The 26,985-nt window shown below is 67.6% G+C and carries 23 protein-coding genes (1 of these 23 only partly in view); 14 read left to right on the top strand and 9 right to left on the bottom strand.

All coding sequences use genetic code 11. The annotated features are described in order from the left end of the window. Positions 1 to 1,206, bottom strand: partial view of a tyrosine--tRNA ligase gene (gene tyrS / locus SMAL_RS01520; RefSeq protein WP_006388280.1) — the 5' portion only. The gene continues 6 nt to the left of window position 1, outside the view; 1,206 of the gene's 1,212 nt are visible here — the first part of the coding sequence; the start codon lies at positions 1,204 to 1,206; its stop codon lies beyond the left edge, outside the window. A gap of 167 nt (positions 1,207 to 1,373) precedes the next feature. Between tyrS and SMAL_RS01515 the strand changes: the two genes are divergently transcribed. Together SMAL_RS01515 and SMAL_RS01510 are read left to right on the top strand one after the other, a co-directional pair. Continuing rightward, the gene (locus SMAL_RS01515) at positions 1,374 to 2,846 is read left to right on the top strand and encodes a M23 family metallopeptidase (RefSeq protein ID WP_006388279.1); all 1,473 of its coding nucleotides are present in this window, start codon (positions 1,374 to 1,376) and stop codon (positions 2,844 to 2,846) included. 64 nt (positions 2,847 to 2,910) lie between these two features. After that, positions 2,911 to 4,038 carry an anhydro-N-acetylmuramic acid kinase gene (locus SMAL_RS01510; protein ID WP_079993560.1) on the top strand — a complete coding sequence of 376 codons (1,128 nt, stop codon included), beginning with the start codon at positions 2,911 to 2,913 and terminating at the stop codon, positions 4,036 to 4,038. A 106-nt stretch (positions 4,039 to 4,144) separates the two neighbouring features. Here SMAL_RS01510 and SMAL_RS01505 read toward each other — a convergent pair whose 3' ends face one another. The 3 genes from SMAL_RS01505 to SMAL_RS01495 all read right to left on the bottom strand — a co-directional run bounded on the left by SMAL_RS01505 (position 4,145) and on the right by SMAL_RS01495 (position 6,624). After that, on the bottom strand, positions 4,145 to 4,375 hold the full coding sequence (locus SMAL_RS01505) for a hypothetical protein (RefSeq protein WP_012509825.1): 231 nt from the start codon (positions 4,373 to 4,375) through the stop codon (positions 4,145 to 4,147). A 78-nt stretch (positions 4,376 to 4,453) separates the two neighbouring features. Beyond that, positions 4,454 to 5,827, bottom strand: a complete 1,374-nt coding sequence (locus SMAL_RS01500; RefSeq protein ID WP_012509824.1) for an AmpG family muropeptide MFS transporter — start codon at positions 5,825 to 5,827, stop codon at positions 4,454 to 4,456. Further along, positions 5,824 to 6,624, bottom strand: a complete 801-nt coding sequence (locus SMAL_RS01495) for an exodeoxyribonuclease III (RefSeq protein ID WP_006388246.1) — start codon at positions 6,622 to 6,624, stop codon at positions 5,824 to 5,826. The genes SMAL_RS01500 and SMAL_RS01495 overlap by 4 nt, the downstream gene beginning before the upstream one ends. Positions 6,625 to 6,786: 162 nt before the next feature. Between SMAL_RS01495 and pyrE the strand changes: the two genes are divergently transcribed. From pyrE to SMAL_RS01455, 8 genes are all read left to right on the top strand, one after another. Then, positions 6,787 to 7,446 (top strand): orotate phosphoribosyltransferase, encoded by a 660-nt coding sequence (pyrE, locus tag SMAL_RS01490; protein WP_012509823.1) that lies wholly within the window; start codon positions 6,787 to 6,789, stop codon positions 7,444 to 7,446. A gap of 19 nt (positions 7,447 to 7,465) precedes the next feature. After that, a complete protein-coding gene (locus SMAL_RS01485) occupies positions 7,466 to 8,128 on the top strand; it encodes a hypothetical protein (protein WP_012509822.1) in 663 nt (220 codons plus the stop codon). Between the two features lie 219 nt (positions 8,129 to 8,347). Continuing rightward, positions 8,348 to 8,440, top strand: coding sequence for a potassium-transporting ATPase subunit F (locus SMAL_RS01480; protein ID WP_012509821.1), 93 nt, complete (start codon positions 8,348 to 8,350; stop codon positions 8,438 to 8,440). 12 nt (positions 8,441 to 8,452) lie between these two features. Beyond that, positions 8,453 to 10,162 carry a potassium-transporting ATPase subunit KdpA gene (gene kdpA / locus SMAL_RS01475; RefSeq protein ID WP_012509820.1) on the top strand — a complete coding sequence of 570 codons (1,710 nt, stop codon included), beginning with the start codon at positions 8,453 to 8,455 and terminating at the stop codon, positions 10,160 to 10,162. A 10-nt stretch (positions 10,163 to 10,172) separates the two neighbouring features. Further along, the gene (gene kdpB / locus SMAL_RS01470; RefSeq protein ID WP_012509819.1) at positions 10,173 to 12,230 is read left to right on the top strand and encodes a potassium-transporting ATPase subunit KdpB; all 2,058 of its coding nucleotides are present in this window, start codon (positions 10,173 to 10,175) and stop codon (positions 12,228 to 12,230) included. Further along, a complete protein-coding gene (gene kdpC / locus SMAL_RS01465; protein WP_012509818.1) occupies positions 12,227 to 12,877 on the top strand; it encodes a potassium-transporting ATPase subunit KdpC in 651 nt (216 codons plus the stop codon). Before kdpB ends, kdpC begins: the two co-directional genes overlap by 4 nt. A 51-nt stretch (positions 12,878 to 12,928) precedes the next feature. Then, positions 12,929 to 15,589 (top strand): ATP-binding protein, encoded by a 2,661-nt coding sequence (locus tag SMAL_RS01460; RefSeq protein WP_041864462.1) that lies wholly within the window; start codon positions 12,929 to 12,931, stop codon positions 15,587 to 15,589. Then, a complete protein-coding gene (locus tag SMAL_RS01455; RefSeq protein WP_006387966.1) occupies positions 15,570 to 16,283 on the top strand; it encodes a response regulator transcription factor in 714 nt (237 codons plus the stop codon). The genes SMAL_RS01460 and SMAL_RS01455 overlap by 20 nt, the downstream gene beginning before the upstream one ends. Before the next feature lie 95 nt (positions 16,284 to 16,378). Here SMAL_RS01455 and SMAL_RS01450 read toward each other — a convergent pair whose 3' ends face one another. From SMAL_RS01450 to coaBC, 3 genes are read right to left on the bottom strand one after another with little or no spacing between them, the layout of a single operon-like run. Beyond that, complete coding sequence (locus SMAL_RS01450; RefSeq protein ID WP_012509816.1) at positions 16,379 to 18,727, bottom strand: phosphomannomutase/phosphoglucomutase; 2,349 nt, start codon at positions 18,725 to 18,727, stop codon at positions 16,379 to 16,381. A 12-nt stretch (positions 18,728 to 18,739) separates the two neighbouring features. Further along, on the bottom strand, positions 18,740 to 19,213 hold the full coding sequence (gene dut / locus SMAL_RS01445) for a dUTP diphosphatase (protein WP_006387785.1): 474 nt from the start codon (positions 19,211 to 19,213) through the stop codon (positions 18,740 to 18,742). Then, the gene (gene coaBC / locus SMAL_RS01440; RefSeq protein ID WP_012509815.1) at positions 19,210 to 20,472 is read right to left on the bottom strand and encodes a bifunctional phosphopantothenoylcysteine decarboxylase/phosphopantothenate--cysteine ligase CoaBC; all 1,263 of its coding nucleotides are present in this window, start codon (positions 20,470 to 20,472) and stop codon (positions 19,210 to 19,212) included. Before coaBC ends, dut begins: the two co-directional genes overlap by 4 nt. Before the next feature lie 228 nt (positions 20,473 to 20,700). On the opposite strand from coaBC, the gene SMAL_RS01435 reads away from it, so the two are divergent. After that, a complete protein-coding gene (locus SMAL_RS01435; protein WP_012509814.1) occupies positions 20,701 to 21,327 on the top strand; it encodes a response regulator in 627 nt (208 codons plus the stop codon). 11 nt (positions 21,328 to 21,338) lie between these two features. On the opposite strand, the gene SMAL_RS01430 is transcribed toward SMAL_RS01435, so the two are convergent. Then, a complete protein-coding gene (locus SMAL_RS01430) occupies positions 21,339 to 22,394 on the bottom strand; it encodes a hypothetical protein (protein ID WP_012509813.1) in 1,056 nt (351 codons plus the stop codon). 151 nt (positions 22,395 to 22,545) lie between these two features. Between SMAL_RS01430 and radC the strand changes: the two genes are divergently transcribed. The 3 genes from radC to SMAL_RS01415 all read left to right on the top strand — a co-directional run bounded on the left by radC (position 22,546) and on the right by SMAL_RS01415 (position 25,986). After that, positions 22,546 to 23,250 carry a RadC family protein gene (radC, locus tag SMAL_RS01425; protein WP_012509812.1) on the top strand — a complete coding sequence of 235 codons (705 nt, stop codon included), beginning with the start codon at positions 22,546 to 22,548 and terminating at the stop codon, positions 23,248 to 23,250. Between the two features lie 114 nt (positions 23,251 to 23,364). Next, positions 23,365 to 25,053, top strand: a complete 1,689-nt coding sequence (gene argS, locus SMAL_RS01420) for an arginine--tRNA ligase (RefSeq protein WP_012509811.1) — start codon at positions 23,365 to 23,367, stop codon at positions 25,051 to 25,053. A 21-nt stretch (positions 25,054 to 25,074) separates the two neighbouring features. Next, the gene (locus SMAL_RS01415; protein ID WP_012509810.1) at positions 25,075 to 25,986 is read left to right on the top strand and encodes an SPOR domain-containing protein; all 912 of its coding nucleotides are present in this window, start codon (positions 25,075 to 25,077) and stop codon (positions 25,984 to 25,986) included. 161 nt (positions 25,987 to 26,147) lie between these two features. Here the strand turns inward: SMAL_RS01415 and SMAL_RS01410 are convergent, their stop codons facing one another. After that, positions 26,148 to 26,900: an SDR family NAD(P)-dependent oxidoreductase gene (locus tag SMAL_RS01410; RefSeq protein WP_012509809.1), complete on the bottom strand. Its 753-nt coding sequence runs from the start codon at positions 26,898 to 26,900 to the stop codon at positions 26,148 to 26,150. Between the last annotated feature and the right edge of the window lie 85 nt (positions 26,901 to 26,985).

Here is a 26,985-nt window from a genome sequence, read left to right as displayed (position 1 = left end):
AGCGACCAGGCGCACGCGGGCGAAGGTGCGCTTGCCGACCTGCAGCAGGCCTTCGAAGCCCGGCTGCAGCACCTGCTGGCCGTCTTCCACCACTTCACCGTCCACCTTGACCGCACGCTCCTTGAGCTTGCGGTTGGCTTCGGAGTTGCTCGGGGTCAGGCCGGCCGCCGTCAGCAGCGCGGCGATGCGCAGGCCTTCGGCCGGGATCGCCACGTCCTGCAGCGGCAGCTGGGTGATGTCGCCCTGCCCGGTCACCGCCGCCTCCCAACCGGCAACCGCCTGTTCGGCCGCTGCGGCGTCATGGAAGCGGGTCGCCAGTTCACGCGCCAGGCGCAGCTTGACCACGCGCGGGTTCAGGCCGCCATTGGCCACCTGCTCGCGCAGCTGCACGGCTTCGGCCTGGCTGATGTCGAAGGACAGCAGCTCGATCCAGCGCCACATCAGGGTGTCGTCCACCTTCATGGTCTTGGTGACGATGTCGATGGCCGGCTCGCTGATACCAATGTAGTTGCCCAGCGACTTGGACATCTTGTTGACGCCATCCAGGCCTTCCAGCAGCGGCATGGTCAGCACCACCTGCGGCTTCTGGCCGTGGTGCTCCTGCAGGCCGCGGCCCATCAGCAGGTTGAACTTCTGGTCGGTACCGCCGAGCTCGACGTCCGCTTCCAGGGCCACAGAGTCGTAGCCCTGCACCAGCGGGTACAGGAACTCGTGGATGGCGATGGACTGCTGGGCGGCGTAGCGCTTGGCGAAATCGTCGCGCTCGAGCATGCGCGCCACGGTGTGCTGGCCGGCCAGGCGGATCATGTCGGCCGCGCCCATCTTGCCGAACCACTCCGAGTTGAAGCGGACTTCGGTACGGCTGCGGTCCAGCACCTTGAACACCTGCTCTTCATAGGTACGGGCATTGGCCAGCACGTCGTCCTTGCTGAGCGGCTTGCGGGTCAGGCTCTTGCCGGACGGGTCGCCGATCATGCCGGTGAAGTCGCCGATCAGGAAAATGACCTGATGGCCGAGGTCCTGGAACTGGCGCATCTTGTTCAGCAGCACCGTATGGCCCAGGTGCAGGTCGGGCGCGGTGGGGTCGAAGCCGGCCTTGATCCGCAGCGGGCGGCCTTCCTGCAGGCGCGCACGCAGATCCTCGAGCTTGAGGATCTCGTCGGCACCACGGCCGATCAGGGCAAGGGCTTCTTCAATCGAGGACACGTGACTACTCCCGGCAACGCCGATTCTTGTGTGGGGTGTTAAAGCAAAGTTAACCCGATTGGCTTCACAAAAGCCAATGGGCACAAGGGTTTGACGCCGTTTTCTCAGGTGTCTATGGTAACCGGCGATCAGGCCCGCGCTCCCGGGCTGCCAGGAAAAAACCGCCGATGCACAATTCCGAACAAGGGCGCGCACGCAAGCAGCGCTTCCAGGAACGCCTCCACGTCCTGCACGACAACGCCCTGCATCGGAAGCTCAGGCAACATCTTCCCGCCGCCTTCAATGAGCGCTGGACCCGCCGCCATTGGATGCATGCCAGCCTGTTCGCGACCATCGGCGCCCTGGTGGCGACGATCGTCCCCGGCTTCTCGCACACCATCGACGCGCCCTTCGCCGACAGCCACACCAGCCTGGCGCTGCCGTTGCCGCCGCTGACCATGGCCCGCCAGCAGCAGGTACCCGGTGACAGCTGGCAGGTGCTGCGCGTGCAGCGCGGCCAGACCCTGAGCGACCTGTTCGACAAGGCCGGCATCCCGGCTACCACCCTGCACCGGGTACTGGACCACCCGGGTGCGCGCGAGGCGCTGACCAAGCTGCGGCCGGGTGCCGAGATCGCGTTCGACATGCCGCTGTCCGGTGACCTGCGCAGCATCCGCTTCGACCGCGATGCCGACAACCGGGTGGAACTGAGCCTGTCCGGCGACGACATCAAGGAAAAGGTGACCAAACGCGAGACCTCCACGCGCACCGTGGTCACCAGCGGCGAGATCACCAGCTCGCTGTACGCCGCGGCCCGCCGCGCCGGGCTGTCTCCGTCGGCGATCGCGACGATGACCGACGACATCTTCAAGTACGACATCGACTTCTCGAAGGACCTGCAGCCGGGCGACCGCTTCAGCGTGGTGATGGATGAAACCTGGCGCGAAGGCGAGAAGGTGGACACCAGCAAGATCCTGGCGGCGACCTTCACCACCGGCGGCAAGACCTATTCCGGCTTCCGCTTCGACCGCAACGGCAAGGCCGAGTACTACGACATCAACGGCCGTTCGCTGAAGAAGAGCTTCATCCGCATGCCGATCCCGTTCGCGCGGCTGAGCTCCACCTTCGGTGCGCGCAAGCACCCGGTGCTGGGCAAGATGCGCATGCACAAGGGCGTGGACTACGCCGCGCGCACCGGTACTCCGATCATGGCCGCCGGCGATGCCCGTGTGCAGTTCGCCGGCGTGCAGCGTGGTTACGGCAACGTGGTGATCCTCGACCACGGCCGCGGCCACACCACCCTGTACGGCCACATGTCGCGCTTTGCGAGCATCCGCACCGGCCAGCGCGTGGCGCAGGGCACGGTGATCGGCTATGTCGGCTCGACCGGCCTGGCGACCGGCCCGCACCTGCACTACGAATTCCGCGTCAACGGCGAGCATCGCAACCCGCTGACCGTGACCATGCCGCCGCCGGAGCCGCTGAAGGGTGCCGAGCTGGTCGCCTTCCGTGCGCAGACCGCGCCGGCGATGGCCCGCATCCAGGGCATGGAGAAGCTGATCTACGCCGACGCCAGCCCGGCGCCGACCAGCCGCGACGAGGCCGCGCCTGAAGTGGCCAGTGCCAAGGACAAGCCGGGCAACGGCCGCAAGCGCGGCTGAGCCCTGCGTTGACGAAGGAGGACGCGGCAGCCCAAGCTTGCCGCGTCCTTTTTTTATGCCTGCCATGAACACGACTGCCGACAGCGACGCCCCCCTGTACCTTGGCCTGATGTCGGGCACCAGCGCCGACGGCATCGATGCCGCACTGGTGCAGTTCCCCGCCAGTGGTGGCTGCCGCTTCGTGCATGGGCTGACCGCCCGCTGGGAGCCGGTGCTGCGCGCGCGGCTGGTGGCGCTGGGCGAAGGCGGGCCGCTGGATTCGTTGGAAGAGCTCGGCGAACTGGACGCGCGGATTGCGATCCGTTTTGCCGAGGCGGCCAACCAGCTGCTGGCCGAGGCTGGCGTGGACCGCAGCCAGGTGCGCGCGATCGGCTCGCATGGGCAGACCGTGCGCCACCGGCCACTGGCCGACCCGGCGTTCACCGTGCAGCTGGGCGACGGCAACCGCATCGCCGAGCTGACCGGGATCACCACGGTGTGTGATTTCCGCCGCCGCGACGTGGCAGCCGGAGGCCATGGTGCGCCGCTGATGCCGGCATTCCATCTGGGCATGCTGGGCACTGCCGATGAAGACCGCGCCGTGCTGAACCTGGGCGGCATCGCCAACCTGACCCTGATCCCGCGCGAGGGCGCGGTACGTGGCTTCGATACCGGCCCGGCCAACGCGCTGATGGATGCCTGGTGCCAGCGCCACACCGGCCGCACCTTCGACGCCGATGGCGCGTATGCGGCCAGTGGCGCGGTGGACGAGGGCCTGCTGGCGGGTTGGCGCTCGGATCCGTGGTTCGCGCTGCCGCCGCCGAAGAGCACCGGCCGCGAGCAGTTCCACCTGGCCTGGGCCGAGGCGCACATGGGCGAAGGCCAGTACGCCGCCGCCGACATACAGGCCACGTTGCTGGAGCTGACAGTGGCGACGGTGGTCGATGCGCTGCTGGCGCAGCAGCCGCGGACACGGCGACTGCTGGTATGTGGTGGCGGCATGCGCAATACGCAGCTGATGCGGCGACTGGCGGCGCAGCTGCCGGGGGTGGTGGTCGAATCCAGCGCAGTGCACGGGCTGGACCCGGAATACGTGGAGGCGATGGGCTTCGCGTGGCTGGCACAGCGGACGATGGACGGACTGGCCGGCAACCTGCCGAGCGTGACCGGGGCGAAGGGCCCGCGGATCCTGGGCGCGATCCACCTGGCCTGAGCGGGGCTACATCCGCCGGGCATGGCCCGGCGCTACCCCGTCGGCAGCATCCCGGTAGCGACGAACCATGCCCGGCGGGCAGGTGTCGCCGCGACCACGTGTCAGGTCAGTCGAAGCCCTGCCCTGCGGGCAGGGCCTGCAGGGCGGCGATGGCATCGGAGAGCGCATCCACTTCGGGATCACCGAAGCCGGAACGGACTTCCAGTTCACTGCTGAACAAGCCCTGCTCCAGCAGGGCCTCGCAGGTCTGTTCGTGGGTCCAGCCGCGAGCGACCCCGACCCGTCGGATGCGTTCCAGCAACAGCGGGTCCAGGTCCCGCAGCACAACGTCGGCCATGCTCACTTCCCCGTTCGCAAGGCACCGCCCCCTCGGCGCGTCGGGGGCGATGATCCCGCAGACCGGGCGGTCAGGCAATCAGGCGGGGTTGGCAGTTTGGCGTCGGCGCTGCTGCAGGATCAGCAGTCCGCACAGGATCACCACCGGGATCGCTACCAGCGCCGTGCCGATGAAGAACAGCGCATAGCCTTCCAGAAGCGTCCGTCCCTGCGCGAGGGTCTGCACCGACCAACCCGAGAGCCCTTTCAATGCCTTGCCGGGCATCGCATAGAACGAGCTGAGCAAGGCGTACTGGGTCGCGGTGTATCCGATGCTGGTCAGGCTGGACATATAGGCGATCAGCGCCGTACCGGCGAAACCGCTGGCGAAGTTGTCAACCGCCATGGCTACGGCGAAATGGGTGGTGTCCGGCCCCGAGTAGGCCAGCCATGCGAAGGCCAGGTTGGAGGCCGGCCCCAGTACCGCTCCCACCAGCAGCGCTGCCAGCACGCCCCAGCGCACCGAGACGAGGCCTGCAGCAGCAATGCCGACGAAGGTTGCAACCAGGCCAACCGAGCCGCGCACCGCACCGACGGTGTCCTCATCCAGGCCAAGATCGACATAGAACGGGTTGGCCATCGGCCCCATGACGAAGTCGGCCATGCGGTAGACGCTGATCGCCACCAGTATCAGGATCGCGCCACTGCGGTGTTCGCGGACGAAGGCGATGAAGGGGCCCGCCACGGCATCGAACAGCCCCCGCGGGGTCCACAGCGAGGTGGCCTGTGCCTGTACGGCGGCAACCTCGCGGGCCGGCTCGCGGGCCATGATCACGGCCACCACACCGAGCGCCATCAGCACGGCCATGATCTCGTAAGAGACCTGCCAGCCAACACGGGCAGCGATGATCAGGATCAGCGCATCGGTGACCAGCAATGCAGTGCGGTAGCCCAGTGCCGAGGATGAGGTGAGAAGTCCGAGCTGCTCACTGTTGTCGGCGCTTTCAATGCGCCACGCGTCGATGACGATGTCCTGAGTGGCCGAGGCGAAGGCCACGATCACCGCCATCACCCCGAATACCACAATGTGCTCCCAGGCGATGCCCAGGAAATGCACGTGGCCGCCCTTGGGCTGGACCAGCGCCATGCCAACCAGACCCACCACCACAACCAGCTGCGACAGCAGCATCCAACCGCGACGGCGGCCAAAGCGGCCGAACAGGGGCACATCTGTCTTGTCGACGATGGGCGCCCACAGGAACTTCATGGTGTAGGCCAAGCCAACCCACGAGAGGAACCCGATGGTGCTCAGCTCGATGCCTTCCTTGCGCATCCAGAAACCGAGCGTATTGCCCACCAGGTAGATCGGCAGGCCGGAACTGAAGCCGAGCAGCAGCATCGCCAGCACCTTGCGCTGGCTCAGGTTGGACACCACCTGCTGCCACGGCCGACGCGGCTTGGCAGCCTCGGTCACAGGTCGTAGTCCACGATGAACGGAGCGTGGTCGGAGAAGCGCTCATCGCGATAGATCGAGCAGCTGCGCAGGCGGTCACGCAGGCCCGGGGTGATGAACTGGTAGTCGATGCGCCAACCGACATTGTTGGCACGGGCGGCGCCACGGTTGCTCCACCAGGTGTAATCCTCGCCGGTGGGATTGAGCAGGCGGTAGGCGTCGGCCCAGCCGCGGCCGGTGGCGACATCGGTGGCCTGGCCATGGTCGGCGCACAGCGCGTTGAGCCAGTCACGCTCTTCCGGCAGGCAGCCGGAGTTCTTCTGGTTGGACTTCCAGTTCTTGATGTCCAGCGCCGAACGCACGATGTTCCAGTCGCCGCACAGCACGTAGTCGCGGCCGCTGCGCGCCCACTCTTCGAGGATCGGCCGCAGCCATTCCATCACTTCGAACTTGAAGCCCTGGCGCAGGTCGCCCGAGCTGCCGGACGGGATATAGAAGGAGACCACGCTGAGATTGCCGTAGCGCGCCTCGATGTAGCGGCCTTCGTCGTCGAACGGGGCCCAGCCCAGCGAGGTGATGACCTGGTCCGGCTCGCGCTTGCTGTAGATCGCCACGCCGCTGTAGCCCTTCTTGGTGATCGCGTCGCGGTAGAAGCAGTGGTGGCCGTCCGGGCGGAACATCGGGTCGGTCAGCTGGTCTTCCTGGGCCTTGGTCTCCTGGATGCACAGGACGTCGGCGTCCTGGGCACGGAACCAGTCGAGGAAGCCCTTGGTCGCGGCGGAACGGATGCCATTGGCGTTGAAACTGATGATGCGCATGCGGGGGACCTGCGGCGGGAAACCGGGCAAGCATACCGGTTGCCTGCCGGGCTGCGCAGTCCGCCAGGCACCGCCCGGGCACCCTTCACAAGGTGCTGGACGAGCGCGAAACGCCCAGCTGGATTAGGATTTGTGCTCCAAATGAAGATGAATCGAGTTTTGATGAGCGACCACCGTCACCGTTTCCTGCAGCTGGCCCTGACCGCCGATGCCCTCCGCTTCGGCCAGTTCACCCTCAAGTCCGGCCGGCTGAGCCCCTATTTCTTCAACGCCGGTCGCTTCGACTCCGGCTCCCTGCTGTCGCAGCTGGGCGCGTGCTATTCCGACGCCATCGACGCCACTGGGATCAAGTACGACGTGGTGTTCGGCCCGGCCTACAAGGGCATTCCGCTGGCCACCGCGATGGCCTGCGAGCTGGCCCAGCGTGGCCGCGAACTGCCGCTGTCGTTCAACCGCAAGGAAGCCAAGGCCCATGGCGAAGGCGGCCAGCTGATCGGCGCCGACATGAATGGCAAGCGCGTGCTGATCGTCGATGACGTGATCACCGCTGGCACTGCGATCCGCGAAGCGCTGGGCATCATCCGCGACGCCGGTGGCATCCCGGCCGGCATCGTGGTCGCGCTGGACCGCCAGGAGATCGCCTCGGACACCGACCATCGCTCCGCCGCACAGGCGGTGGCCGAAGAGGCCGGCATTCCGGTGATCGCCGTGGCGACGCTGGCCGACCTGCTTGATTTCGCCTCCGGCAACCCGGAACTTGTCGGTTACCGGCAGCCGCTGGAAGCCTACCGGGCCCAGTACGGCGTCCGTTCGATCCGCTGACCGACCCAGGGGAAAGGTCATGTCCCGAGTTCCTGCTGTTCTCTTTGCCGGCCTGCTGCTGGCCGTGCCGTTCGCCGTGCCGGCGCAGTCGCGCGACAGCGGCAAAGCGGAAAAGAAGCTGTACTGCTGGAACGAGGGCAAGGAGCGGATCTGCAGTGATTCGCTACCGGCCGATGCGGTCAACCATGCCCGCGAGGAGTTCAACGCGAAGAGTGGCCTGCGCAACGCGCAGGTCCAGCGCGCGTTGACCGACGAGGAGCGCGCTGCCGCCAGCACCGTGGCGCAGCAGCAACAGCTGGACCTGATGGCCACCCAGACCCGCCAGCGTACCGAGCAGGCGATGCTGTCCACCTATGGCAGCGAGGACGACCTGCGCCGGGTGTTCACCGAGCGCCAGGAAGTGCTGGACAACAACCTGAAGACCGCCGAGTACAACGTCACCAGCCTGCGCGAGTCGCTGGTGGCGCTGCTGTCGGCCGCCGGTGACCGTGAGCTGGCCGGCGGCAAGGTGGCCGACAAGCAGGCCGAGGCGATCCGCCAACGGCATGTGCAGCTGCAGGCGCAGCAGCGCCTGCAGGCAGGATTCCTGCAGCAGCAGCAGGCATTGAAGGCCGAGATCGACAGCAGCCTGCAGCGCTATCGCGAGCTGAAGGGGCTGGTGCCAGCAGATCAGGCCCGCTGATTCCCGGTAGAGCCGAGCTCACGCTCGGCTCCGCGTGATCTCGGGAAAGAGCAGCCGAGCATGGGCTCGGCTTTACAGCAGGTGGGGCTGGTTACGGATTGGCCCACGGAATTTATGCACTCTTTACGCGTCGGCCCGGTCCGGCGCGTAGTGCGTTTATGGGGGGCAGGACGACGATGACGGCCTGAGGTGGAGGGGTTCCACCAGGACGCTAATGCAATGTCCCCCTGGCTGTCGTTGTTGTGTGGCGTCGTGGTGCTGGTCGCCGCCGCCTATCTTCTTTATGTCGTGCTGCGGCCCGAGTCGTTCTGAGCGGAGACTGCCATGACTGAGATTATTGTCATTCTTGCCGCCAGCCTGCTGCTGGCCTGGCCGTTGGGCCTGTATCTGGCGCGCGTGATGCGTGGCGCGCCGATGAAGGTCGACGTGTTGTTCCACTGGATCGAGAAACCGCTGTACAGGGTGTTCGGCGTCGACCCGTCGCGCTCGATGTCCTGGCGCGGCTACGTGCTGGCCTTCGTGCTGAGCAACGTGGTGGTGGCGGTGCTGACCCAGGCGGTGTTCATGACCCAGGCCTGGCTGCCGCTGAATCCGGACCAGATCCCGAACATGCGCTGGGACACCGCGCTGCACACGATGATCTCGTTCCTGACCAACACCAACCAGCAGCACTATTCGGGCCAGGCGCAGCTGTCCTACCTCTCGCAGATGACCGGCATCACCGGCCTGCAGGTGGTGACGCCGATGATGGGCCTGGCGCTGGCGGTGGCCACACTGCGCGCGTTGTTCGCGCGTTCGTCGCAGGCTGCAGCGGCCAGTGGTGCCGGTGATGACCGCCAGGTGGCGGTGGGCAACTACTACGTGGACGTGGTGCGCCTGTGCGTGCGCTTCCTGTTGCCGCTTTGCCTGGTGTGGACGTTGCTGCTGACCAGCCAGGGCGTGCCGTCGACGATGGCCGGCGGCCCGCAGGCCACGCCGATCGACGCCAGTGCCGGCATGGCCGAACAGAAACTGCCGCTGGGCCCGGTGGCGGCGATGGTCGCGGCCAAGCAGCTCGGCGCCAACGGTGGCGGCTGGTACGGCCCGAACAGCAGCTTCCCTCTGGAGAACCCGACGCCGGTTTCGAATGCGTTGGAAATCCTTGGCATCCTGCTGGTGCCGATGTCAGTGATCTTCATGATCGGCGCATTCACCGGCCGACGCCGCTTCGGCGTCCTGGTGTTCAGCTGCATGCTCGGCATGTCGCTGCTGTCCACCGGCGCCATGGTGTGGAGCGAGGGCCACAGCCCCAGCGCCGCCACGCCGCTGCTGATGGAAGGCAAGGAGGTACGCTTCGGCGCCGATGGCACCGCGCTGTGGGCGGCGGTGACCACCCAGGTCTCCAACGGTTCGGTCAACGGCATGCACGATTCGCTGGCACCACTGAGTGGCGGCATCGCGATGGTCAACATGCTGGTCAGCGCGATCTGGGGCGGTATCGGCTGCGGCCTGCAGCAGTTCATCGTGTACCTGCTGCTGGGCGTGTTCCTGGCCGGGTTGATGACCGGGCGTACGCCGGAACTGTTCGGCCGCAAGCTGGAGACGCCACAGGTACGCCTGCTGGCCCTGCTGGTGCTGCTGCAGCCGATCACCCTGCTGGTGTTCACCGCAATCACCCTGGCCGTGCCCGGCCTGGCCGGCACCTCCAACCCCGGTTTCCATGGCATCAGCCAGGTCTTCTACGAGTATGTCTCGGCCTACGCCAACAACGGCTCGGGCTTCGAAGGACTGGGCGACGCCACGCTGTGGTGGAACCTGAGCTGCTCGCTGGTGCTGCTGCTGGGCCGCTTCCCGCTGCTGATCATTCCGCTGGTGGTGGCCGCACAGCTGGCCGCCAAGCGCCAGTCGCCGGAGTCTGCCGGCAGCCTGCAGATCGAAACCCCGACCTTCGCCCTGACCCTGGTCTCGGTGATCGTCATCCTGACCGTGCTGCAGTTCATGCCGGCGCTGGTACTCGGCCCGATCGCCGACCACCTGAGCCTGGGACTGCACTAAGGACACCCTGATGAGTACCCAAGCAAGTTCAACCCGTAGTACCCATGCACCGCGCCCTGCCCTGCTGGATGGCGCCGGCCTGCGCCGTGCGCTGATCGAAGCGGTTCTCAAGCTGTCGCCGATGCATCTGGTGCGCAGCCCGGTGATGGCGGTGGTGATGGCCGGCACGATCGTCGCCGCGATCGTCACCCTGACCGGCAATGCGCCGCTGGGCTTCGGCCTGGCGGTGACCGCGATCCTGCTGGTGACCGTGCTGTTCGGCAACTTCGCCGAAGCCGTGGCCGAAGCGCGTGGCCGTGGCCAGGCCGCGTCGCTGCGGCGTGCCCGCCAGGACCTGGTGGCGCGCCGGCTGGCCACGCCGCAGCCGGGTGCCGCCGAAACCCAGGTGCCGGCCGCCGAACTGCGCCCGGGCGACCACGTGATCGTCAGCGCCGGTGAGCTGGTGCCGGCCGATGGCGAGATCGTGCAGGGCCTGGCCACCATCAACGAAGCCGCGGTGACCGGCGAATCGGCGCCGGTGCTGCGCGAGGCCGGTACCGACCGCTCCGGCGTGATCGGCGGCACCAAGGTGCTGTCCGACCAGATCATCGTGCGGGTGACCGCCGAACCGGGCCACAGCTTCCTGGACCGGATGATCGCGCTGGTGGAAGGCGCCAACCGCCAGAAGACCCCGAACGAGATCGCGCTGACCCTGCTGCTGGCGGCGATGACGCTGACCTTCCTGGTGGTGGTGGCAACGCTGCCGGCCATTGGTGCCTCCGTGGGCGTCAAGGTCGACCCGCTGTTGCTGATCGCGTTGCTGGTGTGCCTGATCCCGACCACCATCGGCGGCCTGCTGCCGGCCATCGGCATCGCTGGCATGAACCGTGCGCTGGCCGCCAACGTGCTGGCCAAGTCGGGCAAGGCGGTGGAAGTGGCCGGCGACGTCGACGTGCTGCTGCTGGACAAGACCGGCACCATCACCTACGGCGACCGCCAGGCCAGCCATTTCCATCCGCTGGCCGGCATCGACGCCAGCCAGCTGCGCGAAGCAGCACTGCTCTCTTCGCTGGCCGACCCGACCCCGGAAGGCAAGTCGATCGTGCGCCTGGCGCGCGAACAGGGCTGCGCCACCGCCGAGCCGGACCATGCCGACTACCTGGCCTTCAGTGCACAGACCCGCATGTCCGGCGTGGACCTGGAACATGGGCGGCAGATCCGCAAGGGCGCCGCCGATGCGATCCGTGCCCACGTGCAGGCGCTGGGCGGCAGCGTGCCGGCTGAACTTGCCGGACGCGTGGAGCAGGTGGCGCGTAACGGTGCCACCCCGCTGGTGGTGGCCGAAGGTCGCCACGTGCTCGGCGTGATCGAGCTGTCGGACGTGGTCAAGCACGGCATGCGCGAGAAGTTCGCGCAGCTGCGGGCGATGGGCATCCGCACGGTGATGATCACCGGCGACAATCCGCTGACCGCCGCCGCCATCGCCGCCGAAGCCGGCGTCGACGACTACATCGCCGAGGCTCGCCCGGAGGACAAGCTGGCACGCATCCGCCAGGAACAGGCCGGTGGCCGCCTGGTGGCGATGGTCGGCGATGGCACCAACGACGCACCGGCGCTCGCCCAGGCCGACATCGGCCTGGCAATGAACTCCGGCACGCAGGCGGCAAAGGAAGCCGGCAACATGGTCGACCTCGATTCGGATCCGGCCAAGCTGCTGGCAGTGGTGGAAGTGGGCAAGCAACAGCTGATCACCCGCGGTGCGCTGACCACCTTCTCGCTGGCCAACGACGTCTCCAAGTACTTCGCGATCCTGCCGGCGCTGTTCGCCGCCGCCGTGCCGACCATGGCCGCATTGAACGTGATGCAGCTGTCGAGCCCGCGCAATGCGGTGCTGGCGGCGTTGATCTTCAACGCCCTGGTGATTCCCGCCCTGATCCCGCTCGCCCTGCGTGGCGTGCGCTTCCGCCCGGCCACTGCAACCGCGCTGCTGCGCCGGAACATGCTGGTGTACGGCCTCGGCGGCGTGCTGCTGCCGTTCGCAGCGATCAAGGCGATCGACCTTCTTCTTGTCCTGGTATTCGGCGCATGAACCGTACTGCTTCCACTTCATCTTCCCTTCCGCGCGAACAGAAGGCCGAGGCCCGCGTGGCCAGCCTGCAGGATGGTGCCAGCTGGCGCCCGGCGATCGGCCTGGGCCTGGCCACACTGCTGCTGGCTGGCGCGGTCTACGCCGGTATCGCCACCGGTTTTGCCGGCCTGGCGTACCCGACCCAGGCCGAGGGCAGCCTGCTGCGCGATGGCAACGGCCAGGTACGCGGCTCGGCGTGGCTTTCGCAGCCGTTCACGGGTGACGGCTATTTCCAGGCGCGTCCGTCGGCGGCCAACTATGACCCGATGGCCGCCGCCGGTTCCAACCTGGCCCGCAGCAACCCGGCCCTGGCCGAACGTGTTGCCGCCAGCACTGCCGCGGTCGCCGCACGCGAAAGCGTCGCCCCGGCGCAGGTGCCGGCGGACCTGGTCACCCAGTCTGCCGGTGGCCTGGACCCGCAGCTGTCACCGGCGGCGGCACAGCTGCAGGTGGCGCGCGTGGCGCGTGCCCGTGGCCTGCCGGTGGAGCGCGTGCAGGCCCTGGTGCAGGCGCATACCGAGGGACGCCAGTGGGGTCTGTTCGGGCAGCCACGGGTGAACGTGGTGACGCTGAACTTCGCACTTGACCACGCGGCCAAGGCACCGTGATGCCGGCCTGCACCGGCTGCGCGCACAATGGCGGCCATGACAGCGGCACCCATGACTGATGCGCGTACCCGCCAGGCCGATGCCCTGGTCGAAGGCCTGCAACGCGAAGCCGGCGGCAAGCTGACCGTGTTCCTCGGTGCGGCGCCGGGCGTGGGCAAGACCTACACGATGCTGACCCGCGCGCAGGAACAGCTGCGCCGCGGTGTCGACCTGGTTGTGGGCCTGGTGGAAACCCATGGCCGTGCCGATACCCAGGCACTGCTGGAAGGCCTGCCGCAGTTGCCGCTGAAGGAAGTGGCCTACCACGGCCACTCGCTGCAGGAGATGGATCTGGATGCCGTGCTCGCCCGGCATCCGGCGCTGGTGCTGGTGGACGAACTGGCCCACCGCAATGCGCCGGGCAGCCGCCACGAGCGGCGCTGGCAGGATGTGATGGAGCTGCTGGACGCCGGCATCGACGTCTGGACCACGGTCAACATCCAGCATCTGGAAAGCCTCAACGATGTGGTGATGCGGATCACCGGCGTGCGCGTCAGCGAGACCGTGCCGGACGGCGTGCTCGACCGCCTGCACGACATCGTGCTGGTCGACCTGCCGCCGCGCGAACTGATCGCGCGCCTGCAGCAGGGCAAGGTCTATGTGCCCGAACAGGCTGCGCAGGCGCTGCAGGCATTCTTCTCGCCAGCCAACCTGACCGCGCTGCGCGAACTGGCAATGCAGGAAGCGGCCGACCGCGTCGATAGCAGCCTGCGCGAAGCACGGGCGGCACGCGGCGAGAGCAACCTGCCGCTGCGGCGTGGCGTATTGGTGGCCATTGATGGCGGCGGCCAGAGCGAATACCTGGTGCGGGTGGCGCGACGCATCGCCGAACGCCGCGACGCGCCGTGGACGGTGGTGACCGTGCAGGGCCGGCGCCAGGACGAGGCGACCCGGCGCGAGATCGATGCCGCGTTCGCGCTGGCACGACGACTGGGCGGCGACGCCGAGCTGCTGCATGGTTCGAGCATTGCCGATGCCCTGCTCGACCATGCCGCACACAACGGCGTATCGACCCTGGTCCTGGGCCGCACCCGTGAACGGCCGCTGGCGCGGATGTTCAACCGCACCCTGACCCAGCAGCTGATCCAGCGCGGCGCGCATTACGAGATCACCATCATCAGCACGCCGCAGGCGCGCGCGCGTTCCCGCCGCGAGGGCCTGCTGCCACCGGTGCGCGGTATCAGCCATGAGCCAGCGCAGGCGCTGATCGCCACCGCACTGGCCTGCGCAGTGGCGTGGCTGGCCGAGCGCTGGGTCGGCATGGCCGACCTGTCGATGGTGTTCATCGTGGCGGTGGTGGTGGTGGCCGCGCGTACGCGCGCCAGCGTGGCGGTGATGGCGGCGATCCTGTGTTTCCTCGCCTACAACTTCCTGTTCATCGCGCCGCGCTTCACCTTCGCCATTGGTGCGCGCCAGGGCGTGATCACCGTGTTCCTGTTCCTGGCCGCCGCCTTGGTGGCCGGACGGCTGGCCTCGCGCCTGCGCATGCAGGTGATCGCGCTGCGTGCAGCCAACCGCCATGCGCGTGCGCGCCAGCAGCTGGGCCGTCAGCTCGCCAGTGCGGCCGGCAATGGCGAGGTCGCGCAGGCCGGCAGGCTGGCGCTGGAGCAGGCGATGGACGTTCCGGCATGGCTGCGCATTGGAACAGACACCGCGGCCGGTGGTCGCAGCCAGCCGGGGGACACCGATCTGGCCGCCGCCGACTGGGCGCTGCGCCATGGCCAGCCCAGCGGCCGCTTCACCGATACCCTGGCCGGTGCGCAGTGGTGGTTCCTGCCACTGCTGGATGGCGAGGACCGCGCCATTGGCGTGGCCGGCCTGTACCTGCCCGGCGCGCAGGCGCGCCTGCTGCCGGAGCAACGGCAGCTGGCCGAGGCAATGGTCGATGACATCGCCCAGGCCGCGCTTCGCACACGGCTGGTGGCCGAACTGGAACAGGCGCACGTCAGCAACGAGACCGAGCGGTTGCGCTCGGCCCTGCTCTCTTCGGTGTCGCACGACCTGCGCTCGCCACTGGCGGCGATGATCGGTTCGGCCGACAGCCTGGCCAGCTACGGCGCGGCAATGGACACGACCGATCGCCGTGCCCTGCTCGATACCATCCTGGTCGAAGGCGAACGCCTGGACCGCTATATCCAGAACCTGCTGGACATGACCCGGCTTGGCCACGAAGGGTTGAAGATCAACCGCGACTGGATCGGCGTGGACGAACTGATCGGCTCGGCAGCGCGACGCCTGCAGCGCTATCAGCCGAAGGTGCGGCTGGAGCTCGACATTCCTTCCTCGCTGGCGCCGATCTGGGTGCATCCGGCGCTGGTCGAACAGGCGGTGTTCAACGTGATGGAGAACGCGGCCAAGTTCTCGCCGCCCGATGCCGCCGTGCAGGTACAGGCGCGCGAGCTGGACGGCCAGCTGCGCATCGACGTGATCGATGCCGGCCCCGGCATTCCCGACGACGAGCGTGCGCGCATCTTCGACATGTTCTACAGCGTCGAACGCGGTGACCGTGGCCGCCATGGCACCGGCCTGGGCCTGACCATCTGCCAGGGCATGATCGGCGCGCATGGCGGCAGCGTGCAGGCGCTGCCCGGACGCGATGGTCGCGGTACCCTGATCCGCATCACCCTGCCCCTGCTCAAGCCAGCCTCCCACGATGAGTCCGACCCCGATTGATGCCAGCGTCCCGGCCGCGCGCGTGCTGGTGATCGATGATGAAACCCAGATCCGCCGGTTCCTGGACATCAGCCTGCGCGCGCAGGGCTACCAGGTACGACAGGCCGCCACCGGCCAGGAAGGCCTGCAGCTGGCCGCCAGCGAGGACATGGATCTGGTGATCCTGGATATCGGCCTGCCGGACATGGAAGGCCACGAGGTACTGGAACAGCTTCGGCAGTGGAGCCAGGTGCCGGTGATCATGCTGACCGTGCGTGCCGGCGAAACCGAGAAGGTGCGCGCGCTGGATACAGGCGCGAACGACTACGTGACCAAGCCGTTCGGCACGCAGGAGCTGATGGCGCGGGTGCGGGCGCTGCTGCGCACGCGCAGCGTGCCCAGTGATGGCACGCCGCCGGTATTCGACGATGGCCACCTGCATGTGGACCTGGTGCGTCGTGAAGTGGCGCTGGATGGCGAGCCGGTGGCGCTTACCCGCAAGGAATACGCGTTGCTCTCACTGCTGCTGCGCAATGCCGGGCGAGTGGTGACCCAGCCGCAGATCCTGCAGGAGATCTGGGGACCGACCCACCAGCACGACACTCATTACCTGCGCATCCTGGTCGGCAAGCTGCGGCACAAGCTGGGCGATTCAGCGCTGGATTCGCGCTACCTGTTCACCGAACCGGGCGTGGGTTTGCGGTTCAAGGGGTAGTGCCGGCCGCTGGCCGGCAACCTCCTGAATCCCAGAACCATCCTGTGGTTGCCGGCCAGCGGCCGGCACTACCCGATCGATCCAATCCCGATCAATCAGAAGCCCAGCGGGGTGTCGCCCAGCACCGGTTGCAGCTGGCTGCGGAACAGCGCCTGGATTCGTTCCAGTGCCGCCTCGTCGTTGCCTTCGAAACGCAGCACCAGCACCGGCGTGGTGTTGGAGGCGCGCACCAGGCCCCAGCCATCGGGGAAGTCCACGCGCAGGCCATCGATGGTCGACAGCCGACCGCCCACATACGGGTTGTCGGGCGACTGCGCCGCCGCCACCAGCATCGCCACCAGCGCATGCGGCGTGCCTTCGGCCACCGGCACCTTCAGTTCCGGCGTGGCCACCATCTCCGGCAGCTCGGCCAACACCTCATCCGGCGTTTCCTCGCGCTGGGCCAGAATCTCCAGCAGGCGCGCGGCCGCATACAGGCCGTCATCGAAACCGAACCAGCGCTCCTTGAAGAAGAAGTGGCCACTCATCTCGCCGGCCAGTTCGGCATCGGTCTCGCGCATCTTCGCCTTCATCAGCGAATGCCCGGTCTTCCACATCAGCGGACTGCCACCGTTGCGCAGCACGTGGTCGGACAGCTTGCCGGTGCACTTCACGTCGTAGATCACCATTGCGCCCGGATTGCGCATCAGCACATCGGCGGCGAACAGCATCAGCAGGCGATCGGCGTAGATGATTTTGCCTTCGGCGGTCACCACGCCCAGACGGTCGCCGTCGCCATCGAAGGCCACGCCGAGATCGGCACCGAAGCGCTTCACCGTCTGCACCAGGTCTTCCAGGTTGGCCGGTTCGCTCGGGTCGGGATGATGGTTGGGGAAGGTGCCGTCGACATCGCAGTACAGCGGAATGACCTCAGCGCCGATCGCTTCCAGCAGCTGGGGTGCGAGCGCGCCGGCGACGCCGTTGCCGGCATCGGCCACCACTTTCAGCGGGCGGTCCAGCTGCACGTCATCGGCGATGCGCTGGATGTAGTCGGCCGCAACGTCCCGCTGCTGGTAGTCGCCCGGTTCGGCGGCCTGTACCAGGCGGCCCTCGACAATGCGCTGGTAAAGATCGGTGATCGCATCACCGGACAGCGTTTCACCGCCGATGACCACCTTGAACCCGTTGTACTCCGGCGGATTGTGGCTGCCGGTCACAGCCACGCAGGTCCCCGTGCGCAGATGGAAGGCGGCGTAATACACCAGCGGGGTCGGCGCCAGGCCGATGTCGATGACTGCACAGCCGGCACGGCGCAGGCCTTCGGCCAGGCCGGCGGCCAGCTCCTGACCGGACAGGCGGCCATCGCGGCCGATCACCACCTCGCGCAGGCCCTGTTCCAGGGCCACGGTGCCGATGGCCTGGCCGATCAGCGCCGCAGTCTTCGGCGTCAGTTCGCTGCCGACCACGCCACGGATGTCATAGGCGCGGAAGATGCCGGCGGCCAACGCCTCGGCCGGCACCGGCGGTGGCGACGGTGGCGTGGCATCGCCACTGCTGGTCACGGCGGCCACCGCTGGCGGAGCCTGCTGCAGGCTTTCACTCAGGGTGGGGCCATGGTCGGCATCCGCCGCAGCGGCGCGACGTGGCAGCGGCAGGGTCTTTGGCAGGCGGCCACGGCCGATCACCAGCAGCACCGCGATGAACGCCAGCAGCAGCGCGACGATGGCGCTGGCCAGCGCGCCCAGGCCCAACGGCCCGGATTCGACATTGGGGACCGCGGCCACCAGGCGCAACGGCGTGCCCGGGATCGGCCGTGCCAGTGCCTCGGCGCTCTCGGCCAGGCTGGCATCGCCCTGGGTGACCAGATCATGCATACCCTGGCGCAGGCCGAGGAAACCCGTGGCCGGCGCACTGACCTGGTCCAACGGCGCGGTCAGCCGCAGCAACGGCTGGCGCACATAGAGCACCGCCGGCCCAAGGCTGCCCAGCTGTACCGGCGCGGCCAGACCCAGGCGGTTGCCACCGCCATCGCGGACCACGCGCAGGCTGGGCTTGGCTTCAGCCAATGCCGCTTCCAGCAGCGCCAGCCGGGCATAGCCGAAGGTGGCCGGGTCGGCGTAGGCGCTGGCCAGATCGGCGCTCAGCACTTCCGCCTGTTCCACGCCGGTCCAGCTCTCGCGCACGGCCAGTGCCGCTGCAGCGGCATCGCCGGCCTGCAGCGCCTGCTGCACGCGCTCGTTCTTCAGCTGCTGCTGCAGCTGCTTCAGCTGGCCGGCGGCCGCGTCCTGCAGGCCCTGCACGGCCTGGTCACGTGCTTCTTCCAGCGCCTGGCCGTTGGCCTCCTGGCGCCATTGCTGCACCGCGCTCCATCCGAACCAGCCGGCCAGCAGGATCAGCAGCACCCCCAGTAGTGGTGCACTGCGACCCAACGACCGTCCCCGCTGTCCTTCCCCGATGCCGCTCATCGATGTCCCCCGTCAACGCACCCCGGTATGGCCGAATCCACCCGTTCCCCGCACGCTGTCGGTGAAAGTATCCACCACCTGCAGGTTGACGCGGGCAATCGGCACGACCACCAGCTGCGCGATTCGATCGCCCGGCTCGATGGTGAAGGCCTCACGGCCACGGTTCCAGACGCTGATCAGCAGCGGGCCCTGGTAATCGGCGTCGATCAAGCCGGTACCGTTGCCCAGCACGATGCCATGGCGGTGGCCCAGCCCCGAACGCGGCAGGATCACCGCGCACAGGTGCGGATCGGCGATGTGGATGGCCAGGCCGCTGGGCACCAGCGCGGTGTCGCCCGGCTGCAGGGTCAGCGCGGTATCCAGCGCCGCGCGCAGGTCCATGCCGGCGCTGGCTGCGGTGGCGTAGGCCGGCAGCGGCCAGCTGTCGCCGAAGCGCGGATCGAGCAGCTTGACCTGCAGCGGTTGGGAAGTGGATGCCTGGGTCATGCCTGAAGTCTCCGCGCGATCAGCGCCAGCAGTTGTTCGGCCAGCTCGCGCTTGGAGGTGGCCGGGAATACCTGTTCACCATCCTGCCAGAAGGCAGTGGCGGCATTGTTGTCGCTCTCGAAACCGCCGCCGCTGATGCCGACCTGATTGGCGATCACCAGGTCCAGGCGCTTGTCGACCAGCTTGCCCCGCGCATATTTCTCCACGTCGTGGGTCTCGGCGGCAAAGCCGACCACCAGCTTCAGCGACTGCGTCTGTGCGGCCACCTCGGCAAGGATGTCCGGCGTGCGCACCAGCTCGATCACCAGTGACTGGCTGTCGGCGGTCTTCTTCAGCTTCTGCGGCGCGACCTGGCGCGGCGTGTAGTCGGAAACGGCCGCCGCACCGATATAGATGTCGGCCGGCAGCGACTTCAGCACGGCATCGCGCATCTGCGCGGCCGAGCGCACGTCGATGCGCTGCACGCCCTGCGGCGTCGGCAGCTGCACCGGGCCACTGACCAGTACCACCTGGGCGCCGAGTGCGGCCGCCGCAGCGGCCAGGGCAAAGCCCATCTTGCCGCTGCTGCGGTTGCCGACGTAACGCACCGGGTCAATGTCTTCATAGGTGGGGCCGGCGCTGATCAGCAGGCGCAGGCCCTGCAGCGCGCGGGTTTCCGGCGCGGCAGCCGGTGCCTCGGCACTGCCGTTGGCGGCCAGCGCGGCGACGATGTCACCCGGTTCGGCCAGACGGCCAGGACCGGATTCGCCTTCGGCCAGCGGACCGTCAACCGGGCCGATCACCTGTGCGCCACGTTGGCGCAGCAGGGCGATATTGGCCTGGGTGGCCGGGTGCAGCCACATGCGATGGTTCATCGCCGGGCAGATCGTCAGCGGCGCGGTGCTGGCCAGGCACAGGGTGCTGACCAGGTCATCGGCATGGCCCTGGGCCAGCCGCGCCAGCAGATCGGCGGTGCCGGGGGCGACCACGATGCGGTCGGCCCAGCGGGCCAGCTCGATGTGGCCCATGGCTTGTTCGGCGGCACTGTCCCACAGCGTGGTGCGGGTTGGCTGCCCGGACAGGGCCTGGAAACTGAGCGGAGTGACGAACTGCTGGGCACCGGCGGTCATCGCCACCTGCACCTGGGCGCCAGCGTCGCGCAGGCGCCGCACCAGCTCCAAAGCCTTGTAGGCCGCGATCCCGCCTCCGACGCACAACAGCAGTTTCTGACCTTCCAGCGCGCGGGCCGGCGCGGGAGAAGCATTGGGGGAGTCAGCCACCTGGAATTCCTGTGCAAACGAGGGCGGTAGCTTACCCGATGGTCGGTAATGTCCCGGTACACGGCATACATAGCGGGCGGCTATCAGCAGATGGAGTCCGCCCGTATTGACCTGGCAGACGCCGGGCCTCGGTTTCGGACCTTTCCTATACCGTTACGACCCCGCCCTTTTGCAGAATCAGACGTTGGCCGCTGTGTGCAGCGGTCCGTTCGATCTCCGAGGAAGCGCGTGCACCCACGCATCATCATCGCCGACGACCATCCTGTGGTCCTGCACGGCATCCGCGTCGTGCTGCAGACCCACCTGATGGACGTGGTCGGCAGTGCGTGCGATGGCGCCGAGCTGCTTCAGCTGGTGGACAACAACGACTGCGATGCAGTGCTGACCGATCTGTCGATGCCCGGCGCCGGGCCGGATGGTCCGGAACTGATCGACGCGCTGCGCGCACGTCATCCGGGGCTGCCGGTGGTGGTGTTGACCGGTGCGCGCCATCCCGGGCTGCTTGACGGCCTGCTGCGCGAAGGCATCAGCGGCCTGGTCGACAAGTGCGCCGATTTCACCGAACTGCCGCAGGCCTTGAGCGCGGCACTGGCCGGCCAGGTGTTCGTTTCCCAGCAGCTGCGCCACCACCTGCAGGCCCGCGACCTGCTGTTCCCGCGCGAACCGGCACCGCTGTCGGCACGCGAGCAGGAGGTGCTGGATCTGCTGGCGGCCGGGCTCAGCGTGAACGCTGTCGCCGAGCGCTGCGGGCGCAGTCCGAAGACCATCAGCCGGCAGAAGGCCGAAGCCAAGCGCAAGCTGGGCCTGCAGAACAACCAGGAACTGTTCGACTATCTGCAGACCCGGCGCGATTGAGGCATCGGGGCTCAGCTGGCTGAAGCGGCGCAACCAGGAGCAGAAAGGACAATGTCTGCCAAAGGCACCTCCGACGATACCCGCCAGGGAACCTGCTCCTCGCCTTCCTTGCGGTGCCCAACGCCAACCAGCACGCGTCCGTCCGGGCTGACCAGAGAGCCTTCCCAACGGGTCTCTTCGGGGAGCTCCACAGGAAGTGCCCGCAGCCAGTCTTCCAGACGACACACGCCGTTGCTGCGCGTCCAGATCAGTGCCTGGTTGGAAAATGGCTCGCTTCCCAGCAGGATTCCGCCCTGCAGATCCATCCACACGATCGACATTGGCTCGTAGCGATCGATCCCTGCGACCTGAAGCGACTGCTCCATGGCGATCTGACCGATCTGGAGGGTGTCATCCGGCATGGGTGCAAGCGAGGCGGGATCGATTTCATCGTTTCGCCACCGGATCCGCATGGGCCTCGCGGGATTGCCTGGTTCAGGCCCGTCGACAAAGAAAATGCCATGGACAACAGCCGGATCCGGGTCGAAATGGGTGGGACGCGTACCGTCGGCTCCTCCTGGTGCCGGAAGAATGCGATAGCCTTCTGCCTCGCTCCACAGGTACGGCTGCTCGCTATCCGGTGAGTGGTAGAGGTACTCCGCCCCCCCGACGACTGTCCCATCAGCGTTCATCGCCAAGCCTCGGTGGGATTGGCTGACCGGGGTAACCGCAACCCGTTCGCCATCAGGCAACCAGCGGAGAACCTGCATCGCGGTCGAGATTCGGGTCTCCACCAGGATGATCTGACCGTCCCTGCTGATTGCCCGAGCCGAACTGTCTTCTGCTTCGTGCTGCCGTGACAGCCAGCGGACACCATCCTGGCTGGACCATCGGAATGCCTGCGAGAAGCAGCATCCGCGACGGCCAGTCCCCGCCAGTACAGCGCCATCGAAGCTTGCCGCCACGACCGCAGCTCCGCTGTTGGCCAACGAGGACAGTTCCTCGTAGGTGGCGGCAGCGCCCCCTGCCCCGGCCGGACCAGGCAGTATCGACGTTGAAAGGATCAGGATCAGGGAAAGTCGCTTCATCAGGTCTCCTAAGCACACCATTGAAGTCTAGAAAAGGCGATCAGTGGATACATTGAAATTTGTTGAAAATCTGCCCGGTAGGCATCGACTGACCCCTCTCATCCCGGTTTCCTGATTTCGGTGGTGGGGCCAAACGTCCAAGCTTGGGGCCATGCCCATCCACGACTGGCCCGAACAGGAACGTCCCCGCGAAAAGCTGATGGCACGCGGGCCCACGGCGCTTTCCGATGCCGAACTGCTGGCGCTGTTCCTGGGCTCCGGTTTCGGCGGCCGCGATGCCGTGCAGACCGCGCGCGACCTGCTGCAGGCGCACGGCCCGTTGCGGGTGCTGCTGGACCGCCCCGCGCGTGAACTGGCCCGCCTGCCCGGGCTCGGCCCGGCGCGCAGCTGTACGCTGGCTGCCGGGCTGGAACTGGCCCACCGCTACCTGGCTGCCGAGCTGGAACATGGCGAGGCGGTCGGCAACAATCCGGCCGCGGTCGGCCGCTACCTGCAGCACCGCCTGCGCGGCCAGGCCCGGGAGATCTTCATGGCCCTGTTCCTGGACAACCGCCACCGGCTGATCGCCTGCGAGGAGTTGTTCCACGGCACCATCAACGCCGCGCCGGTCTACCCCCGCGAAGTGGTGCGGCGCGCCCTGCTGCACAACGCGGCGGCGGTGATCCTCAGCCACAACCACCCTTCCGGCGACCCGGAACCCTCCAGCGCCGATACCCGCATCACCGACGAACTGCAGCAGGCACTGGCGATGGTGGACGTGCGCCTGCTGGACCACTTCGTGGTCGGTGAGGGCCGCCCCGTTTCGTTTGCTGAACGAGGCCTGCTGTCGCCGCCCCAGCCCCGGCTGTTCGGCTGAGCGCCCGCCCTCCGGGCGCCATCGGTCGCCCCCACAGGCAGGTTCCGGTCAGCGTGGCCGCTGGTATCTGCGCTAAAATGGGCGATTCCGCCGCTCATTCTCACAGCAGGCCTCGTGAAAAATCTCCTCCGCGCCCTGATCAGCCAAGGCATCGAAGCCTTGCGCGCCAATGGCACCCTGCCCGCCGACTCCCTGCCGCCGGACTTCGTGGTCGAGCGCCCGAAGACCCGCGACCATGGCGACTTCGCCACCAACGCCGCGATGCTGCTGGCCAAGGCCGCGCGCAGCAATCCGCGCGCACTGGCACAGGCGCTGGTCGAGGCGCTGCCGCGCAGCGAGGACGTCAGCAAGGTCGAGATCGCTGGCCCCGGCTTCATCAATTTCTACCTGGCACCGGCCGCGTACCAGCGTGAAGCCGCGTCGGTCATCAAGGAAGGTCACGACTACGGCCGCAACCTGTCCGGCAATGGCCGCACGGTGGGCGTGGAGTACGTGTCGGCCAACCCGACCGGCCCGCTGCATGTCGGCCACGGCCGCGCCGCGGCGATCGGCGACTGCGTGGCGCGCGTGCTCGACGCCAACGGCTGGAACGCCAAGCGCGAGTTCTACTACAACGACGCCGGCGTGCAGATCGAGAACCTGTCGCTGTCGGTGCAGGCCCGCGTGAAGGGCATTGCCCCGGACCAGGACGGCTGGCCGGAAGGCGGCTACCGCGGTGAGTACATCGCCGACGTCGCCCGCGCCTACATGGCCGGTGCCAGTGTCGATCTGGAAGGCACCCTGGTGGTCGGTGCCAAGGACGCAAAGGACATGCAGGCGATCCGTCGCTTCGCCGTGGCCTACCTGCGCAACGAGCAGAACCTGGACCTGGCTGCATTCGGCGTCGACTTCGACATCTACTTCCTGGAAAGCTCGCTGTACGCCGATGGCAAGGTCGCCGAAGCGGTCGCCAAGCTGCAGGCCTCGGGCCACACCTACGAGGAAGGCGGCGCGCTGTGGCTGCGCAGCACCGACTTCGGTGACGACAAGGACCGCGTGATGCGCAAGTCCGACGGCACCTTCACCTACTTCGTGCCGGACGTGGCCTACCACCTGTCCAAGTGGCAGCGCGGCTACGAGCGCGCGATCACCGAGCTCGGCGCCGACCACCACGGTTCACTGGCACGCGTGCGCGCCGGCCTGCAGGCGATGGAAGTGGGCATCCCGCAGGGCTGGCCGGAATACGTGTTGCACCAGATGGTCACCGTCATGCGCGGCGGCGAGGAAGTGAAGCTGTCCAAGCGTGCCGGCAGCTACTTCACCCTGCGCGACCTGATCGAAGAAGCCGGCCGCGATGCCACCCGCTGGTTCCTGATCGCGCGCAAGCCGGATTCGCAGCTGACCTTCGACATCGACCTGGCCCGCCAGCAGAGCAACGACAACCCGGTGTTCTACGTGCAGTACGCGCATGCGCGTGTCTGCAGCCTGCTGCGCCAGGCACAGGAGAAGGGCCTGGTGTACGAACAGGGCAACGGCCTGGCCAACCTCGGCCGCCTGTCCGACGACGCCTCGCTGCTGCTGATGAACGAGATCTCGCGGTACCCGGAAGTGGTGGAAGCGGCCGGCGTGGCGCTGGAACCGCACCTGGTGGCGCAGTACCTGCGTGAATTGGCGCACGCGTTCCACACGTGGTATCACGGGACGCCGGTGCTGGTGGATGACAGCGCCGACCGCAACGCCAAGCTGACCCTGGCCTGCGCCGCGCGCCAGGTGCTGGCCAACGGCCTCGAACTCCTGGGCGTCAGCGCCCCGGAAAAAATGTAAGCATCAGGAGACGCAGTACACATGGCAGCACGACGCGGCAAAAACCAGGCACGACGCAACAGCAGCAGCCAGGGCACACCCGGATGGGTGTGGCTGGTCGCTGGCGTGGCGATTGCGGCCGTGGTGTTCCTGGCGGCGCCGAACCTGTTCAAGGGCGAAGGCGATGGCTTCCTGCGCGCCGGTCCGCAGCCGAACCCGAACGCACAGCCAGCCCCGGTCGCTGATGCAGACAGCGATGTCGGCACCCAGCCGGCCGCACAGCCGGCCACGCCGAAGCCGGCCGAAGCGGAAAAGCCGGCCGCTACCCAGTACGACTTCTACACCCTGCTGCCGGGCAAGGAAGTCGAGATGTCCGACGCCGAACTGGCCGCCAGCGCGCGTGCCGAGGACCAGCGCCGGGCCAAGGCCGAAGCGCAGCGCGCGCAGGCGGCACTGGAAGGCAAGCCGGTTCCGCCGGCCACGGCCACGGCCACTGCACCGGCACCGACGGCAACCGCCAGCGTGGCCAGCACTGCACCGGTCACCGCCACCAGCCGTCCGTTGCCGGCGCCGCTGAGTGAGCGTCCGGCGGCGGCAACGCCGGCGGCCAACACCACTGCGGCCTCGAGCAACACGGCTGCGACCACCGCGGCTCCGCGTGCGGAAGCTGCACCGGCTGCGACCAGCACGGCGGCCACTGCCGCACCCGCTGCTGCCGACAACGCCCGCTACATCCTGCAGGCAGGCGCTTTCGGTGCCTCCGGCGATGCCGAGGCGACCAAGGCCAAGCTGGCGATGATGGGGTTGGCCGCACGCGTTGAGTCGGCACAGATCAACGGCAAGACCGTGTACCGCGTGCGCATGGGGCCGTATGGCAGTGCCGGCGAGCTGTCCGAAGCCAAGCAGAAGCTGGATGGTACCGGCCTGCAGGCGATGGCGATCAAGGCGCAGTAAGCCTGCCGATGTGAATGAAAAAGCCGGGCATTGCCCGGCTTTTTTTTGTCTGTGTAGAGCCGAGCCTATGCTCGGCTTCTGTTGAAAGCAGTCGAGCATGGCTCTACAAACGGCAAAAGCAGCCGAGCGTGGGCTCGGCTCTACAGGACGCACTGTCCAGGTCAGCCTTCGCGGGCGACCTGGAAACCTGCGAACGACTGGCTGACCGGCATCAGCTCCAGGCGGTTGATGTTGAGGTGCGGCGGCAGCGTGGCCACCCAGAAGATCTGTTCGGCGATGTCTTCGGCGGTCATCGGGTTGGCGCCGGTATAGAGCTTGTCCGACGCAGCCTGGTCGCCATGGGTTCGCACCACGGTGAACTCGGTTTCGGCCATGCCCGGCTCGATCGTGGTCACGCGCACGCCGGTACCGTGCAGATCCGAGCGCAGGCCCAGCGAGAACTGGCTGACGAAGGCCTTGGTGCCACCGTAGGCGTTGCCGCCCGGGTAGGGGTAGACGCCGGCCACCGAGGAAATGTTGATGATCGCGCCCTTGCGCTCGACCAGTTGCGGCAGCAGGCGGTGGGTCAGGGTCACCAGTGCGGTGATGTTGGTGTCGATCATCGTGGTCCAGTCGGACAGCTTTGCGCTCTGTGCCGGCGCGGTGCCCTGTGCCAGGCCAGCGTTGTTGACCAGCAGGTCGATCTCACCGAACGCCGGCGGCAGCGCCAGCAGCGCCGCTTCCATCGCCACCGGGTCGCGGATGTCGAAGACCGCGGCATGCACCACGTCCTTGCCATAGCGTTCGACCAGCGGCTGCAGGCGTTCGCCGCGGCGGCCGGTGGCGATCACCTTCCAGCCCGCCTGGGCGAAGCGGTGGACGGCAGCGGCGCCGAAGCCGGAAGTGGCGCCGGTAATCAGGACAGTGCGGGTCATCAGGCAACTCCAGGGGGAAAACCAGACCCCCATTCTGGCACCGTCGACCGATCCCCGTGTTGCCAGATCGGCCAGAACCTGGAGC

The organism is Stenotrophomonas maltophilia R551-3 (assembly GCF_000020665.1).
GTDB lineage: Bacteria > Pseudomonadota > Gammaproteobacteria > Xanthomonadales > Xanthomonadaceae > Stenotrophomonas > Stenotrophomonas maltophilia_L.
The sequence above is the reverse complement of the archived record's forward strand: the minus strand, read 5'-3'. Positions and strand labels throughout refer to the sequence as shown.

What these genes read in the sequence shown, in the direction of transcription:
- SMAL_RS01430 (WP_012509813.1), bottom strand. Translation starts at nt 22,394, where the DNA reads ATGAAGCGACTTTCCCTGATCCTGATCCTTTCAACGTCGATACTGCCT.
- SMAL_RS01505 (WP_012509825.1), bottom strand. Translation starts at nt 4,375, where the DNA reads ATGGCCGACGTTGTGCTGCGGGACCTGGACCCGCTGTTGCTGGAACGC.
- SMAL_RS01515 (WP_006388279.1), top strand. Translation starts at nt 1,374, where the DNA reads ATGCACAATTCCGAACAAGGGCGCGCACGCAAGCAGCGCTTCCAGGAA.
- kdpB (WP_012509819.1), top strand. Translation starts at nt 10,173, where the DNA reads ATGAGTACCCAAGCAAGTTCAACCCGTAGTACCCATGCACCGCGCCCT.
- pyrE (WP_012509823.1), top strand. Translation starts at nt 6,787, where the DNA reads ATGAGCGACCACCGTCACCGTTTCCTGCAGCTGGCCCTGACCGCCGAT.
- SMAL_RS01450 (WP_012509816.1), bottom strand. Translation starts at nt 18,727, where the DNA reads ATGAGCGGCATCGGGGAAGGACAGCGGGGACGGTCGTTGGGTCGCAGT.
- SMAL_RS01415 (WP_012509810.1), top strand. Translation starts at nt 25,075, where the DNA reads ATGGCAGCACGACGCGGCAAAAACCAGGCACGACGCAACAGCAGCAGC.
- SMAL_RS01460 (WP_041864462.1), top strand. Translation starts at nt 12,929, where the DNA reads ATGACTGATGCGCGTACCCGCCAGGCCGATGCCCTGGTCGAAGGCCTG.
- SMAL_RS01485 (WP_012509822.1), top strand. Translation starts at nt 7,466, where the DNA reads ATGTCCCGAGTTCCTGCTGTTCTCTTTGCCGGCCTGCTGCTGGCCGTG.
- SMAL_RS01480 (WP_012509821.1), top strand. Translation starts at nt 8,348, where the DNA reads ATGTCCCCCTGGCTGTCGTTGTTGTGTGGCGTCGTGGTGCTGGTCGCC.
- SMAL_RS01495 (WP_006388246.1), bottom strand. Translation starts at nt 6,624, where the DNA reads ATGCGCATCATCAGTTTCAACGCCAATGGCATCCGTTCCGCCGCGACC.
- kdpA (WP_012509820.1), top strand. Translation starts at nt 8,453, where the DNA reads ATGACTGAGATTATTGTCATTCTTGCCGCCAGCCTGCTGCTGGCCTGG.
- dut (WP_006387785.1), bottom strand. Translation starts at nt 19,213, where the DNA reads ATGACCCAGGCATCCACTTCCCAACCGCTGCAGGTCAAGCTGCTCGAT.
- radC (WP_012509812.1), top strand. Translation starts at nt 22,546, where the DNA reads ATGCCCATCCACGACTGGCCCGAACAGGAACGTCCCCGCGAAAAGCTG.
- SMAL_RS01510 (WP_079993560.1), top strand. Translation starts at nt 2,911, where the DNA reads ATGAACACGACTGCCGACAGCGACGCCCCCCTGTACCTTGGCCTGATG.
- SMAL_RS01410 (WP_012509809.1), bottom strand. Translation starts at nt 26,900, where the DNA reads ATGACCCGCACTGTCCTGATTACCGGCGCCACTTCCGGCTTCGGCGCC.
- kdpC (WP_012509818.1), top strand. Translation starts at nt 12,227, where the DNA reads ATGAACCGTACTGCTTCCACTTCATCTTCCCTTCCGCGCGAACAGAAG.
- SMAL_RS01455 (WP_006387966.1), top strand. Translation starts at nt 15,570, where the DNA reads ATGAGTCCGACCCCGATTGATGCCAGCGTCCCGGCCGCGCGCGTGCTG.